This is a genomic window from Streptomyces venezuelae ATCC 10712, from assembly GCF_008639165.1.
GTDB lineage: Bacteria > Actinomycetota > Actinomycetes > Streptomycetales > Streptomycetaceae > Streptomyces > Streptomyces venezuelae.
This window is the reverse complement of record NZ_CP029197.1, coordinates 1602665-1617966: the sequence shown is the minus strand read 5'-3', so window position 1 is coordinate 1617966 and position 15302 is coordinate 1602665. Positions and strand designations below refer to the sequence as shown.

12 protein-coding genes and 2 rRNA genes are annotated in these 15302 nt (G+C 66.2%); 10 read left to right on the top strand and 4 right to left on the bottom strand.

Annotation, left to right across the window (positions count from 1 at the left end):
- The first annotated feature begins 425 nt into the window (after positions 1-425).
- From DEJ43_RS07130 to DEJ43_RS07120, 3 genes are all read left to right on the top strand, one after another.
- Positions 426-1571 (top strand): GAF domain-containing sensor histidine kinase, encoded by a 1146-nt coding sequence (locus DEJ43_RS07130; protein WP_015032644.1) that lies wholly within the window; start codon positions 426-428, stop codon positions 1569-1571.
- On the top strand, positions 1564-2208 hold the full coding sequence (locus tag DEJ43_RS07125) for a response regulator (protein WP_015032643.1): 645 nt from the start codon (positions 1564-1566) through the stop codon (positions 2206-2208). Before DEJ43_RS07130 ends, DEJ43_RS07125 begins: the two co-directional genes overlap by 8 nt.
- A gap of 163 nt (positions 2209-2371) precedes the next feature.
- Positions 2372-2617 carry a chaplin gene (locus DEJ43_RS07120; RefSeq protein ID WP_015032642.1) on the top strand — a complete coding sequence of 82 codons (246 nt, stop codon included), beginning with the start codon at positions 2372-2374 and terminating at the stop codon, positions 2615-2617.
- 142 nt (positions 2618-2759) lie between these two features.
- On the opposite strand, the gene DEJ43_RS07115 is transcribed toward DEJ43_RS07120, so the two are convergent.
- On the bottom strand, positions 2760-3551 hold the full coding sequence (locus DEJ43_RS07115) for a hypothetical protein (protein WP_015032641.1): 792 nt from the start codon (positions 3549-3551) through the stop codon (positions 2760-2762).
- Between the two features lie 156 nt (positions 3552-3707).
- On the opposite strand from DEJ43_RS07115, the gene DEJ43_RS07110 reads away from it, so the two are divergent.
- From DEJ43_RS07110 to DEJ43_RS07095, 4 genes are all read left to right on the top strand, one after another.
- A complete protein-coding gene (locus DEJ43_RS07110; RefSeq protein WP_015032640.1) occupies positions 3708-4505 on the top strand; it encodes an ABC transporter ATP-binding protein in 798 nt (265 codons plus the stop codon).
- Between the two features lie 74 nt (positions 4506-4579).
- Positions 4580-5008, top strand: coding sequence for an NfeD family protein (locus DEJ43_RS07105; protein ID WP_041662208.1), 429 nt, complete (start codon positions 4580-4582; stop codon positions 5006-5008).
- Positions 5009-5101: 93 nt separating this feature from the next.
- Positions 5102-6040 carry an SPFH domain-containing protein gene (locus DEJ43_RS07100; protein WP_015032638.1) on the top strand — a complete coding sequence of 313 codons (939 nt, stop codon included), beginning with the start codon at positions 5102-5104 and terminating at the stop codon, positions 6038-6040.
- A 92-nt stretch (positions 6041-6132) separates the two neighbouring features.
- On the top strand, positions 6133-6906 hold the full coding sequence (locus DEJ43_RS07095; protein ID WP_015032637.1) for a sulfite exporter TauE/SafE family protein: 774 nt from the start codon (positions 6133-6135) through the stop codon (positions 6904-6906).
- A 63-nt stretch (positions 6907-6969) separates the two neighbouring features.
- Here DEJ43_RS07095 and DEJ43_RS07090 read toward each other — a convergent pair whose 3' ends face one another.
- From DEJ43_RS07090 to DEJ43_RS07080, 3 genes are all read right to left on the bottom strand, one after another.
- Entirely contained in the window at positions 6970-7476 is a 507-nt protein-coding gene (locus tag DEJ43_RS07090) for an HNH endonuclease (RefSeq protein ID WP_015032636.1), read from the bottom strand.
- A 167-nt stretch (positions 7477-7643) separates the two neighbouring features.
- Complete coding sequence (locus DEJ43_RS07085; protein WP_015032635.1) at positions 7644-8183, bottom strand: YbhB/YbcL family Raf kinase inhibitor-like protein; 540 nt, start codon at positions 8181-8183, stop codon at positions 7644-7646.
- A gap of 52 nt (positions 8184-8235) precedes the next feature.
- Positions 8236-9018 carry a sporulation protein gene (locus DEJ43_RS07080; RefSeq protein WP_015032634.1) on the bottom strand — a complete coding sequence of 261 codons (783 nt, stop codon included), beginning with the start codon at positions 9016-9018 and terminating at the stop codon, positions 8236-8238.
- Positions 9019-9105: 87 nt separating this feature from the next.
- Here DEJ43_RS07080 and DEJ43_RS07075 point away from each other — a divergent pair, with 87 nt between their 5' ends.
- The 3 genes from DEJ43_RS07075 (at position 9106) to DEJ43_RS07060 (ending at position 15219) form a co-directional block, all read left to right on the top strand.
- Positions 9106-9768, top strand: coding sequence for a DNA-3-methyladenine glycosylase (locus tag DEJ43_RS07075; RefSeq protein ID WP_015032633.1), 663 nt, complete (start codon positions 9106-9108; stop codon positions 9766-9768).
- Positions 9769-10283: 515 nt separating this feature from the next.
- A 16S ribosomal RNA gene (locus DEJ43_RS07065) occupies positions 10284-11809 on the top strand.
- Between the two features lie 286 nt (positions 11810-12095).
- A 23S ribosomal RNA gene (locus DEJ43_RS07060) occupies positions 12096-15219 on the top strand.
- Together the 16S and 23S rRNA genes form the textbook arrangement of a ribosomal RNA operon.
- Positions 15220-15302: the final 83 nt, after the last annotated feature.

Genomic DNA, 15302 nt, shown 5'->3' with positions numbered 1-15302 from the left:
GACTACCTCTTCGAATCGCTGGGGGGTCGCTCCACCGGGGCGGTGTCTCGCCAGCTCGGCGGCGACGGGGGCAATTCTTAGCGGCCGCAAAATGCCGTGGCAAAGGTGTGACGTACGATCCCGGGTAGTGGATCAGGGGCCCGTGCACGGACCACGAAGGCGCCCTTATGTCGGGCTCACCCCACCCTGACCGCCCCTCCGGGCGTCCACTAGGGGGGTTCGTAAGTGACCTGCGTCCTATGCGCGGGCTCACATCGGGCACGTAACGAACTCACCAGGCGTTGCGTCGGCAACGCGCAGGGTGAACCCCCTCCTCCTCCGGTATGACGGGCAACCCCGGGCACTACGACCTAGGTCCCCGGTCCCCCTCCGCCGCCGTCCCCGGACGGATACGGACCGTCACGGCCCGCCGGTACGGTGAACACATGAGCCATCGACCGAGCTCCGGCCTGGCCGCCGTGAGCACCGCCCTCCTGGCGATGAGCCGCCACCTGGAGGTCCGCGACGTCCTCAAGACGATCGTCGCCTCCGCCCGCGAGCTCCTCGACGCCGAGTACGCCGCCCTGGGCGTCCCCGACGACCACGGCGGCTTCGCCCAGTTCGTCGTCGACGGCGTCAGCGACGAGCAGTGGAAGGCGATCGGCCCGCTGCCCCGCCAGCACGGCATCCTCGCCGCCATGCTCCACAAGGCCGAGCCCGAGCGCCTCGCCGACGTCCGCGAGGACCCCCGGTTCGGCGGCTGGCCCTCCGCCCACCCCGAGATGTCCGACTTCCTCGGCCTCCCCGTCAGGGACGGCGACGAGATCCTCGGCGCCCTCTTCCTCGCCAACAAGCGCTGCCCGAAGGAGACCGGCGGCTGCGGCTTCACCGCCGAGGACGAGGAACTCCTCTCGATCCTCGCCCAGCACGCCGCCATCGCCCTCACCAACGCCCGCCTGTACGAGCGCAGCCGCGAGCTCACCATCGCCGAGGAGCGCTCCCGCCTCGCCCACGAGCTGCACGACGCCGTCAGCCAGAAGCTGTTCTCGCTCCGGCTGACCGCCCAGGCCGCCGCCGCCCTCGTCGACCGCGACCCCGCCCGCGCCAAGGGCGAGCTCCAGCAGGTCGCCGCGCTCGCCGCCGAGGCCGCGGACGAGCTGCGGGCCGCCGTCGTCGAGCTCCGCCCCGCGGCCCTCGACGAGGACGGCCTCGTCCACACCCTCCGTACCCAGATCCAGGTCCTGGACCGCGCCCACACCGCCCGGGTCACCTTCGAGAGCCCCGGGACCCGCGCGCTGCCCGCCGCGCAGGAGGAGGCCGTGCTCCGGGTCGCCCAGGAGGCCCTGCACAACGCGCTGCGGCACGCGGACGCGGAGCTCGTCACCGTCGCCCTCACCCGCGCGGGCCAGGGCGCGCGGCTCACCGTCGCCGACGACGGGAAGGGCTTCGACCCCAGTACGGTCCGGAGCGCGGGCCGCCACCTCGGCCTGGTCTCCATGCGGGACCGGGCGAGCGGGGTCGGCGGATCGCTCACCGTCACCTCGGCCCTCGGCGAGGGCACCACGATCGAGATGGAGGTTCCCGGTGGCTGACAAGCAGATCCGTGTCCTGCTGGTCGACGACCACCAGGTCGTCCGCAGGGGCCTGCGCACCTTTCTGGAGGTGCAGGACGACATAGAGGTGGTGGGGGAGGCCTCCGACGGCGCCGAGGGCGTCGACCGGGCCGAGGAGCTCCGCCCCGACGTCGTCCTCATGGACGTGAAGATGCCCGGTACGGACGGCATCGAGGCGCTGAAGCGGCTCCGCGCGCTCGACAACCCCGCGAAGGTCCTCGTCGTCACCAGCTTCACCGAGCAGCGGACGGTGGTCCCCGCGCTCCGCGCCGGCGCCGCCGGATACGTCTACAAGGACATCGACCCGGACGCGCTCGCCGGCGCGATCCGCTCCGTCCACGCGGGGCACGTCCTGCTCCAGCCCGAGGTCGCGGGCGCGCTCCTCGCCCAGGAGGACTCCCACGGCGGTACGGGCCGGGGCTCGACCCTCACCGAGCGGGAGCGCGAGGTGCTCGGCCTGATCGCGGACGGGAGGTCCAACCGGGAGATCGCCCGCGCGCTCGTCCTCTCCGAGAAGACGGTCAAGACGCACGTCTCGAACATCCTCATGAAGCTGGATCTCGCGGACCGCACCCAGGCGGCCCTCTGGGCGGTCCGCCACGGCCTCACCCACTGACGCCCGCCCCACGCGCCCCCGGGTGCGCCGGGCGCACGACCGTTCAGTCCTTCATACCGTCGTGTGTATGTCCCCCGTTCGGCGCAACCTGGCGGGGGGTGCGGCGTTCTCCATGGCGTGCTGCGGCTGACCGGCCGCAGCGATGACCAGGAGGATGTACCAAGTGAAGAACCTCAAGAAGGCCGCTGCCCTCACCATGGTCGCCGGTGGCATCGTCGCCGCCGGTGCGGGTGTCGCCTCCGCCCACGGGGGCGCCGAGGCCGTGGGCAAGGCCGTCGAGTCGCCGGGCGTCGCCTCCGGCAACCTGGTGCAGGTCCCGGTCCACGTCCCCGTGAACGTCTCCGGCAACACGGTCAACGTGATCGGCCTGCTCAACCCGGCCTTCGGCAACCACGCCCTCAACGGCTGACACCCCCAGAACCAGCCGGCCCCCGGGACGATCCCCCCGGGGGCCGGCTTCTCTGTCCGCACCCGCGTCAGAAGCCCCACTCCCGCCGACGGCCACGAGCCCGCGTCAGAAGCCCCGCTCCCGCCGACGGCCACGAGCGGCGTCAGAAGCCCCGCTCCCGCTCCCTCTCCTCCACATAGGCGTTGTACGCGGCCACCTGCGCCCGCCGCGCCACCCGCTCCACCGGCCGCAGCGCCTCGCCCCGTGCCGCCATCTCCGCGGCGCTCACCGCGCCCCCGTGACCGTGGTCGTACGCCAGGTCCACCAGGAGCCCGATCCGCTGGGCCAGCTCCAGGACCCGCACCGCGCGCGGCGGGTAGCCCGGGGCCAGCACCTCCCGTCCGACCTCCGCCCGCGCCCGGTACGCCTCGCGCGCCGCGTCCGCCGTAGGGCCCGAGGCCGCCACGTCCAGCCGGGTCAGGACCGCCGTCGCGTCCCGCAACGCCTCCGCGAGCTCCCGCTCGGCCTCCCCGAGCGACGGCACGTCCGCCGGCGGGGCCTCCCGCACCGCCAGACACCGCCAGACCACCTCCACGTGGACGTCACCCGGCGGCCCCGCCTCCGAGACCTCCGGCACGAGTCCGTACGGCGCGCCGAACCCGACCGCGGCCTCCTCCGCCTCCAACGCGCGCGCGTTGAAGTCCGGCGGCCCGCTCAGCCCCAGCGGATGCCCCGGCGCGGGCAGCGCCACCCGCCACCCGGTCACCCCCAGCCGCCGCAGCCGGCCCAGCGCCAGCGTCAGCCCCACCGGCCGCGCCTCACCCGGCAGCCCCTCCACGCGGTGCACCGCGTCCTCCCCGACAATGGCCAGCGCCGCCTCGTCCGGCGACACCGCCCCGGCCAGCAGGGCGTTGCCCCATGCGGCCAGGCGTCCTGAGCGTGGTTCCGAAAGCATTCCCCAAGACTAGGGGGCGCCTCGGGCGCACCGGTGACCCAAAGCAAGCCCTAGGGACCGGCCCGCTCCGTCGATAACGTAGGTTTTCCCCTGGACGCCGCGCCCATCCGCGCGAGGCGACGACCCGACTCGACCGCAAGGGGAGACAACGCGCTCATGAGCGATGTACTGGAGCTGGTGGACGTATCCGTGGTCCGCGACGGACGGGCTCTGGTGGACGAGGTCTCCTGGTCGGTCAAGGAGGGCGAGCGCTGGGTGATCCTCGGACCCAACGGCGCCGGCAAGACCACCCTTCTGAACATCGCCTCCAGCTACCTCTTCCCCACCAAGGGCACCGCCCACATCCTGGGCGAGCGGCTCGGCGGCGTCGGCACCGACGTCTTCGAGCTCCGTCCCCGCATCGGCATGGCCGGCATCGCGATGGCGGAGAAGCTCCCCAAGCGCCAGACCGTCCTGCAGACCGTCCTCACCGCCGCGTACGGCATGACCGCCACCTGGCACGAGGACTACGACCCGGTCGACGAGCAGCGCGCCAAGGCCTTCCTCGACCGCCTCGGCATGAACGACTACCTGGACCGCAAGTTCGGGACCCTCTCCGAGGGCGAGCGCAAGCGCACCCTGATCGCCCGCGCGATGATGACCGACCCCGAGCTCCTCCTCCTCGACGAGCCCGCCGCCGGCCTCGACCTCGGTGGCCGTGAGGACCTCGTCCGCCGTCTCGGCCGCCTCGCCCGCGACCCGTACGCCCCCTCCATGATCATGGTCACCCACCACGTCGAGGAGATCGCCCCCGGCTTCACCCACGTCCTGATGATCCGTCAGGGCAAGGTGCTCGCGGCCGGCCCCGTGGAGATGGAACTGACCTCCCGCAACCTCTCCCACTGCTTCGGCCTGCCGCTCGTCGTCGAGCGCGTCGGCGACCGCTGGACCGCCCACGGCCTGCCCCTGAAGTAGCGGACGCGGCGCCGGTGTCCCGCACAGCCGCCCGCGCCCTGTCCCGCAGGACCCCACCGCCCTACCATGACCATGTGGACATCGACGCATGGGTCTGGTGGCTGATCGGCGCGGTGGGGCTCGGCATTCCGCTGGTCCTGACCGCGATGCCCGAGTTCGGCATGTTCTCGGTCGGAGCGGTCGCGGGGGCGGTGACCGCCGCCCTCGGCTTCGGCGTCGTCCCCCAGGTACTCGTCTTCGTCGTCGTCTCGGTGGCGCTCATCGCGGTCGTACGCCCGATCGCCACCCGGCACCGCGACGACAGACCCCGGCACGCCACCGGGATCGACGCCCTGAAGGGCCGTCAGGCCGTCGTCCTGGAACGGGTCGACGTCCACGGCGGCCGCATCAAGCTCGCCGGGGAGATCTGGTCCGCGCGGACGCTCGACACCGGACAGAGCTTCGAACCGGGCGAACAGGTGGACGTCGTGGACATCGACGGGGCCACCGCCGTCGTCATGTGACCGAACCTCGCCCATGACATTGCGTCATCTGCGAAAATCGATCATCGAAGGCCACCCGGCCGTCAACCGGCAGCGAAGGGCACGGGGAACACGATGTCAGCAGTCATCATCGTCCTGATCATTCTGGTGGTGCTCGTCTTCATCGCCCTGATCAAGACGATCCAGGTCATTCCGCAGGCGAGCGCGGCGATCGTGGAGCGCTTCGGCCGTTACACCCGCACGCTCAACGCCGGACTGAACATCGTCGTCCCGTTCATCGACTCGATCCGCAACCGGATCGACCTCCGCGAACAGGTCGTGCCGTTCCCGCCGCAGCCGGTCATCACCCAGGACAACCTCGTCGTCAACATCGACACGGTCATCTACTACCAGGTGACCGACGCCCGCGCCGCGACCTACGAGGTCGCCAGCTACATCCAGGCGATCGAGCAGCTCACCGTCACCACCCTGCGGAACATCATCGGCGGCATGGACCTGGAGCGGACCCTGACCTCCCGCGAGGAGATCAACGCGGCCCTGCGCGGCGTACTCGACGAGGCCACCGGCAAGTGGGGCATCCGCGTCAACCGCGTCGAGCTCAAGGCGATCGAGCCGCCGACCTCCATCCAGGACTCGATGGAGAAGCAGATGCGCGCCGAGCGCGACAAGCGCGCCGCGATCCTCACCGCCGAGGGCACCCGCCAGTCCGCGATCCTCACCGCCGAGGGCGAGAAGCAGTCCGCGATCCTCCGCGCCGAGGGCGAGTCCAAGGCCGCCGCCCTGCGCGCCGAGGGCGAGGCCCAGGCGGTCCGCACGGTCTTCGAGGCCATCCACGCCGGCGACCCGGACCAGAAGCTCCTCTCGTACCAGTACCTCCAGATGCTCCCGAAGATCGCCGAGGGCGACGCCAACAAGCTCTGGATCGTCCCCAGCGAGATCGGCGACGCACTCAAGGGCCTCTCCGGCGCCTTCGGCAACAAGGACGGCAGCGTCCCCGGCTTCAACACCAAGGCCGCGGGGACCGAAAGGCGAGACGAACCGCCGGTTGACTGACACGTACACGTAATCCTCGTGCATGATCGGTGCGAGCCCCTCGACCCTGACGGCCTCAGGGCGGGGAGGCGACTCACTGACCATGTAAGGAGATGGCGTTGTCCATCTGGGAAGCCCTGGCAGTCCTCGCCGCCGGCATCGGCGCCGGCACCATCAACACCATCGTCGGATCGGGAACGCTCATCACGTTCCCGGTCCTGCTCGCGACCGGACTCCCCCCGATCACCGCGAACGTCTCCAACGCCCTGGGCCTCGTCCCCGGCTCCATCAGCGGAGCCATCGGCTACCGCGCCGAACTCAAGGGCCAGAAGCGCCGCATCCTCCGCCTCGGCGGCGCCGCCCTCCTCGGCGGACTCATCGGCGCGATCCTCCTCCTGGCGCTGCCGTCCGACGCGTTCGACGCGATCGTCCCGATCCTCATCGGCCTCGCGCTCGTCCTGGTCCTCCTCCAGCCCCGGATCGCCGCCGCCGTCAAGCGCCGCCGCGAACAGACCGGCACCGAGGCCCACCCCGACGGCGGCCCCGTCCTCCTCGGCGGCCTCTTCCTCGCCAGCATGTACGGCGGGTACTTCGGCGCCGCCCAGGGCGTGCTCTACCTCTCCCTGATGGGCCTGCTCCTCCACGACAACCTGCAGCGCATCAACGCCGTCAAGAACATCCTCGGCGCCCTCGTCAACGGCGTCGCCGCCGTGTTCTTCCTCTTCGTCGCCGACTTCGACTGGACGGCCGTCCTGCTCATCGCCGTCGGCTCCACCATCGGCGGCCAGATCGGCGCCAAGGTCGGCCGCAAACTGCCGCCCACGGTCCTGCGCGGAGTGATCATCGCGGTCGGCGTCGTCGCCATCCTCCAGCTCACCCTCCGCTGACCGGAACACCACGAGGGCCCGCCTCCCCACCGGGGGAGACGGGCCCTTCCGTACGAGACGGCGTTACGCGGCCGCCCTCGCCAGCCACTCCGGGAGCTCCGACCGCTCGCTCGCCCGCATCGCCAGCAGCATCGCGTCCGCCGGCGTCGGCTCGAACGGCTGGTGCAGCAGCGGCATCCCCGCCTGCTCCGGCGTCCGGTCCGCCTTGCGGTGGTTGTCCTCGGCGCAGGACGCGACCGTGTTCAGCCAGGTGTCCCCACCACCCTGCGCCCGCGGCACCACGTGGTCGACGGTCGTCGCCCGCCGCCCGCAGTACGCGCACCGGTGCTGGTCCCGCACCAGCACACCCCGCCTCGACCACGGCGCCTGTCTTCGGAACGGCACCCGTACGTACCGGCAGAGCCTGATCACCCGCGGCACCGGAAGATCGACGGCGGCACCACGGACCCGCAGATCGGGATGGGCGTGCTCGACGACGGCCTTGTCCGTCAGGACGAGGACCACCGCACGGTTGAGAGTGACCGTCGACAGCGGCTCGAAGCTCGCGTTGAGTACCAGCGTGTCCCGCATTGTGCCCACCTCCCGTGTGCAGGCCCGGCCCCGGAGCGGGGCGGTGGGGCCTGGATCAACGATGGCCGGGCCGGCCGGGGTCGGACAACGCAATATTTCCCGCGCAACAAAAGATGCCCGCTTCTGATCTCTCCAGGACCAGAAGCGGGCAAACAACAAACGAACGATCAGCCCGCCGCGGGAGCCGCGTACTCACCGATCAACTGGGCGCGCCCCAGCGTGTGGAACCGCAGATTGAAGCCGATCGCCGCCGGCGACGCGTCGCTGTCGGGACCCAGCTTCTCGCTGTCCACCGCGTACACGGTGAAGACGTAGCGGTGCGCCGGATCGCCCGCCGGCGGAGCGGCACCACCGAAGTCCTTCGACCCGTAGTCGTTCCGGACGTGCACGGCCCCGGCCGGCAGCCCCTCGAACGACCCCGACCCGGCACCCGCCGGCAGCTCCGTCACCGACGCCGGGATGTCGAACAGCACCCAGTGCCAGAACCCGCTGCCCGTCGGAGCGTCGGGGTCGAAGCAGGTGACGGCGAAGCTCTTCGTCCCCGGTGGGAACCCCTCCCAGCGCAGCTGCGGCGAGGTGTTCCCCGCCGCGTACACCTGAGCGTCCTTCAGGACCCCGCCCGGCGCGATGTCGTCGCTCACCACGGTGAACGCCGCCACCGGCGGGTGGAAGTCGTGGGGGAGCGGCGCCCTCTTGCCCTCGGACACGTCGAAACCTCCGTATCGCCCGTACTGCCTCGGCAGCCTTTACGGCCCGAGCCTAGAGCCAGTTGCGACGGCCGCCGACCTCGGCGAGCCACTGGTTCAGGTAAGCCGCCCAGTCGGTCGTGTGGAAGTCGTGCAGACCCACCTTGAAGGCGCGGAACGAGTCGCTGCCCTCACCGAACAGACCCGGCTTCTTGTCCATCTCCAGGACGACGTCCATCTCACGGTCGTCCGCGACGAAGCTGACCTCGACCTGGTTCAGGCCCCGGTACTGCTGCGGCGCGAAGAACTCGATCTCCTGGTAGAACGGCAGCTTCTGCCGCGTCCCGCGGATGTGCCCGCGCTCCATGTCCGCGCTCTTGAAGCGGAAGCCCAGCTGGAGGAAGGCGTCCAGGATCGCCTGCTGCGCCGGCAGCGGGTGCACGTTGACCGGGTCCAGGTCACCGGAGTCCACCGCGCGCGCGATCTCCAGCTCGGTCGTCACACCGATGTGCATGCCGCGCAGCTGCTGCCCCGACACCGAGGTCACCGGCGTCTCCCACGGGATCTCCAGACCGAACGGCACCACGTGCACCGCACCGGCCTTCACCTCGAAGGCACCGCCCAGGCGCACCTTGACGAACTCGATGTCCTGCTTGTGCTCCTGGTCACCGCCCTCGACCTCGACCCGCGCCTGCAGCCCGACGGAGAGCCCCTCGATCTGCTGGTCGACACTGCCGCCCTGGATGCGCACCTCGCCCTGGACGACGCCGCCCGGGACCACGTTCTCCTCGGTCAGCACCGTCTCGACACTGGCCCCGCCGGCACCCAGGCTCGCGAGCAGCTTCTTGAATCCCATGACCTTCACTCCTTCTCAGTCCTGACCCCTACATACGCGCGACGACCGTAGCCGGTTCCGCACCGGACCCCACTACGCTCGGACGCCATGAGTGAGAGCCCCGACCGTACGCCGCTCCCGCGCGCCTTCTTCGACCGCCCGGTCCTCGAGGTCGCCCCCGACCTCCTCGGCCGCACACTCGTCCGTCGCTCACCGGAAGGAGTGATGGAACTGCGCCTCACGGAGGTGGAGGCGTACGCGGGCGCGATCGACCCCGGTTCGCATGCCTTCCGGGGCCGCACGGCCCGCAACGCCGTCATGTTCGGCCCGCCCGGACACGCGTACGTCTACTTCACCTACGGCATGTGGCACTGCCTCAACCTGGTGTGCGGCCCCGAGGGCAAGGCGAGCGGGGTGCTGCTGCGCGCGGGGGAGATCCTGAAGGGCGTCGAGCAGGCCCGGCCCCGCCGTCGCTCGGCCCGCCGGGACCACGAGCTGGCGAAGGGCCCCGCCCGCCTGGCCACGGCCCTCGACATCGCCCTCTCCCTGAACGGCACGGACACCTGCGACGGCCCGGACTCGCCCCTCGCCGTCCTCACCGGCACCCCGCCCCGCGCCCGGAACATCCGCAGCGGCCCCCGCACCGGAGTGGGCGGCGACGGCGCCCCGCACCCCTGGCGGTTCTGGATCGACGAGGACCCGACGGTGAGTCCGTACCGGCCCCACACGCCCCGGAAGCGCCCACTTGACTCGAACCGCCCGACCGCCTAACGTAGCCCGAGCAGCTGGTTACGGGCTTGCCTCTCTGGCACCCCCGCAGCAGCCACCCACTACTCAAGACGACTCCCCAGCAGGGGCTTATTCCGGCATGCCGGAATTCGAATTCGATTGACTCGATTATGAGTCACCGAGGAAATCGGCTAAAGTAGTGAACACGCCGAGAGGCGAAAGGCAGCCAACAGGCCACCGGATACAAACTCCGAACCGGAAACGGAACGGAAAACGATCTGGTAAGGTTGGAAACACGAAGGGAAAAGCCCGGAGGAAAGCCCGAGAGGGTGAGTACAAAGGAAGCGTCCGTTCCTTGAGAACTCAACAGCGTGCCAAAAATCAACGCCAGATTAGTTGATACCCCGTCCATCTTCGGATGGCGAGGTTCCTTTGAAAGTCCTGCCGGCCCTTGTGGCGGGTAGGCAACATACACAGCGAGGACGCTGTGGACAGTCGGCCCTATTCCGGCCTGACTGTCCCGCTCAACGCGAGTGTCACCCGATTACGGGTAAACATTCACGGAGAGTTTGATCCTGGCTCAGGACGAACGCTGGCGGCGTGCTTAACACATGCAAGTCGAACGATGAAGCCCTTCGGGGTGGATTAGTGGCGAACGGGTGAGTAACACGTGGGCAATCTGCCCTTCACTCTGGGACAAGCCCTGGAAACGGGGTCTAATACCGGATAACACCGGCTTCCGCATGGGAGCTGGTTGAAAGCTCCGGCGGTGAAGGATGAGCCCGCGGCCTATCAGCTTGTTGGTGGGGTAATGGCCTACCAAGGCGACGACGGGTAGCCGGCCTGAGAGGGCGACCGGCCACACTGGGACTGAGACACGGCCCAGACTCCTACGGGAGGCAGCAGTGGGGAATATTGCACAATGGGCGAAAGCCTGATGCAGCGACGCCGCGTGAGGGATGACGGCCTTCGGGTTGTAAACCTCTTTCAGCAGGGAAGAAGCGAAAGTGACGGTACCTGCAGAAGAAGCGCCGGCTAACTACGTGCCAGCAGCCGCGGTAATACGTAGGGCGCAAGCGTTGTCCGGAATTATTGGGCGTAAAGAGCTCGTAGGCGGCTTGTCACGTCGGGTGTGAAAGCCCGGGGCTTAACCCCGGGTCTGCATCCGATACGGGCAGGCTAGAGTGTGGTAGGGGAGATCGGAATTCCTGGTGTAGCGGTGAAATGCGCAGATATCAGGAGGAACACCGGTGGCGAAGGCGGATCTCTGGGCCATTACTGACGCTGAGGAGCGAAAGCGTGGGGAGCGAACAGGATTAGATACCCTGGTAGTCCACGCCGTAAACGTTGGGAACTAGGTGTTGGCGACATTCCACGTCGTCGGTGCCGCAGCTAACGCATTAAGTTCCCCGCCTGGGGAGTACGGCCGCAAGGCTAAAACTCAAAGGAATTGACGGGGGCCCGCACAAGCAGCGGAGCATGTGGCTTAATTCGACGCAACGCGAAGAACCTTACCAAGGCTTGACATATACCGGAAAGCATTAGAGATAGTGCCCCCCTTGTGGTCGGTATACAGGTGGTGCATGGCTGTCGTCAGCTCGTGTCGTGAGATGTTGGGTTAAGTCCCGCAACGAGCGCAACCCTTGTCCTGTGTTGCCAGCATGCCCTTCGGGGTGATGGGGACTCACAGGAGACCGCCGGGGTCAACTCGGAGGAAGGTGGGGACGACGTCAAGTCATCATGCCCCTTATGTCTTGGGCTGCACACGTGCTACAATGGCCGGTACAAAGAGCTGCGATGCCGTGAGGCGGAGCGAATCTCAAAAAGCCGGTCTCAGTTCGGATTGGGGTCTGCAACTCGACCCCATGAAGTCGGAGTTGCTAGTAATCGCAGATCAGCATTGCTGCGGTGAATACGTTCCCGGGCCTTGTACACACCGCCCGTCACGTCACGAAAGTCGGTAACACCCGAAGCCGGTGGCCCAACCCCTTGTGGGAGGGAGCTGTCGAAGGTGGGACTGGCGATTGGGACGAAGTCGTAACAAGGTAGCCGTACCGGAAGGTGCGGCTGGATCACCTCCTTTCTAAGGAGCACAGTACCGATTGCAGGCAAACGTTCTGCACGGTCAGCTCATGGGTGGAACGTTGATTAGTTGGCACAGTCTCTCTCCGAGAAACCGTTAGTACTGCTTCGGCGTGGAAAACGGGCTTCGAGGAACGGACTGTGCTTGGCACGTTGTTGGGTGTCTGAGGGTACGGCCGTAAGGTTTGTATCTTCGCGATGCCGGCCCCGGTAAAGCGTCACTTCGGTGATGTGTGACGGGTGGCTGGTCGTTGCTTGAGAACTACACAGTGGACGCGAGCATCTGTGGCCAAGTTTTTAAGGGCGCACGGTGGATGCCTTGGCACCAGGAACCGATGAAGGACGTGGGAGGCCACGATAGTCCCCGGGGAGCCGTCAACCAGGCTTTGATCCGGGGGTTTCCGAATGGGGAAACCCGGCAGTCGTCATGGGCTGTCACCCATGCCTGAACACATAGGGCATGTGGAGGGAACGAGGGGAAGTGAAACATCTCAGTACCCTCAGGAAGAGAAAACAACCGTGATTCCGGGAGTAGTGGCGAGCGAAACCGGATGAGGCCAAACCGTATGCGTGTGATACCCGGCAGGGGTTGCGCATGCGGGGTTGTGGGATCTCTCTTCTGTCGTCTGCCGGCGACAGGACGAGTCAGAAACCGTTGATGTAGGCGAAGGACATGCGAAAGGTCCGGCGTAGAGGGTAAGACCCCCGTAGCTGAAACATTGACGGCTCGTTTGAGAGACACCCAAGTAGCACGGGGCCCGAGAAATCCCGTGTGAATCTGGCGGGACCACCCGCTAAGCCTAAATATTCCCTGGTGACCGATAGCGGATAGTACCGTGAGGGAATGGTGAAAAGTACCGCGGGAGCGGAGTGAAATAGTACCTGAAACCGTGTGCCTACAAGCCGTGGGAGCGTCGCTCATTGGGTTTACCCAATGGGTCGTGACTGCGTGCCTTTTGAAGAATGAGCCTGCGAGTTTGCGGTGCGTTGCGAGGTTAACCCGTGTGGGGAAGCCGTAGCGAAAGCGAGTCCGAATAGGGCGATTCAGTAGCGCGCTCAAGACCCGAAGCGGAGTGATCTAGCCATGGGCAGGTTGAAGCGGAGGTAAGACTTCGTGGAGGACCGAACCCACCAGGGTTGAAAACCTGGGGGATGACCTGTGGTTAGGGGTGAAAGGCCAATCAAACTCCGTGATAGCTGGTTCTCCCCGAAATGCATTTAGGTGCAGCGTCGTGTGTTTCTTGCCGGAGGTAGAGCACTGGATAGGCGATGGGCCCTACCGGGTTACTGACCTTAGCCAAACTCCGAATGCCGGTAAGTGAGAGCACGGCAGTGAGACTGTGGGGGATAAGCTCCATGGTCGAGAGGGAAACAGCCCAGAGCATCGACTAAGGCCCCTAAGCGTACGCTAAGTGGGAAAGGATGTGGAGTCGCAGAGACAACCAGGAGGTTGGCTTAGAAGCAGCCACCCTTGAAAGAGTGCGTAATAGCTCACTGGTCAAGTGATTCCGCGCCGACAATGTAGCGGGGCTCAAGCGTACCGCCGAAGTCGTGTCATTGCAGCAATAAGCCCCAACGGGTGCTGTGATGGGTAGGGGAGCGTCGTGTGCCGGGTGAAGCAGCCGCGGAAGCGAGTTGTGGACGGTTCACGAGTGAGAATGCAGGCATGAGTAGCGATACACACGTGAGAAACGTGTGCGCCGATTGACTAAGGGTTCCTGGGTCAAGCTGATCTGCCCAGGGTAAGTCGGGACCTAAGGCGAGGCCGACAGGCGTAGTCGATGGACAACCGGTTGATATTCCGGTACCCGCTTTGAAACGCCCAATATCGAGCCCATTAATGCTAAGGCCGTGAAGCCGTTCCGGACCCTTCGGGGAAAGGAAAGTGGCGGAGCCGCTGACCCAAGGTGGTAGTAGGTAAGCGATGGGGTGACGCAGGAAGGTAGTCCAGCCCGGGCGGTGGTTGTCCCGGGGTAAGGGTGTAGGCCGTGTGATAGGCAAATCCGTCACACATTAAGGCTGAGACCTGATGCCGAGCCGATTGTGGTGAAGTGGATGATCCTATGCTGTCGAGAAAAGCCTCTAGCGAGTTTCATGGCGGCCCGTACCCTAAACCGACTCAGGTGGTCAGGTAGAGAATACCGAGGCGTTCGGGTGAACTATGGTTAAGGAACTCGGCAAAATGCCCCCGTAACTTCGGGAGAAGGGGGGCCACGCCTGGTGATGGAGTTTTCCTCCTGAGCTGGGGGTGGCCGCAGAGACCAGCGAGAAGCGACTGTTTACTAAAAACACAGGTCCGTGCGAAGCCGTAAGGCGATGTATACGGACTGACGCCTGCCCGGTGCTGGAACGTTAAGGGGACCGGTTAGCTCTGTTTCGACAGGGCGAAGCTGAGAACTTAAGCGCCAGTAAACGGCGGTGGTAACTATAACCATCCTAAGGTAGCGAAATTCCTTGTCGGGTAAGTTCCGACCTGCACGAATGGCGTAACGACTTCTCGACTGTCTCAACCATAGGCCCGGTGAAATTGCACTACGAGTAAAGATGCTCGTTTCGCGCAGCAGGACGGAAAGACCCCGGGACCTTTACTACAGTTTGATATTGGTGTTCGGTTCGGCTTGTGTAGGATAGGTGGGAGACTTTGAAGCCGTGACGCCAGTCATGGTGGAGTCGCCGTTGAAATACCACTCTGGTCGTGCTGGATGTCTAACCTCGGTCCGTGATCCGGATCAGGGACAGTGTCTGATGGGTAGTTTAACTGGGGCGGTTGCCTCCCAAAGGGTAACGGAGGCGCCCAAAGGTTCCCTCAGCCTGGTTGGCAATCAGGTGTTGAGTGTAAGTGCACAAGGGAGCTTGACTGTGAGACCGACGGGTCGAGCAGGGACGAAAGTCGGGACTAGTGATCCGGCGGTGGCTTGTGGAAGCGCCGTCGCTCAACGGATAAAAGGTACCCCGGGGATAACAGGCTGATCTTCCCCAAGAGTCCATATCGACGGGATGGTTTGGCACCTCGATGTCGGCTCGTCGCATCCTGGGGCTGGAGTCGGTCCCAAGGGTTGGGCTGTTCGCCCATTAAAGCGGTACGCGAGCTGGGTTTAGAACGTCGTGAGACAGTTCGGTCCCTATCCGCTGTGCGCGTAGGAATATTGAGAAGGGCTGTCCCTAGTACGAGAGGACCGGGACGGACGAACCTCTGGTGTGCCAGTTGTCCTGCCAAGGGCATGGCTGGTTGGCTACGTTCGGGAGGGATAACCGCTGAAAGCATCTAAGCGGGAAGCCTGCTTCGAGATGAGTATTCCCACCTCCTTGAGAGGGTAAGGCTCCCAGTAGACGACTGGGTTGATAGGCCGGATGTGGAAGCCCAGTAATGGGTGGAGCTGACCGGTACTAATAGGCCGAGGGCTTGTCCTCAGTTGCTCGCGTCCACTGTGTTAGTTCTGAAGCAACGAACGGTTGCTGGTTTCTAGAGCTAGAACACAACTACAGAGTGTGCT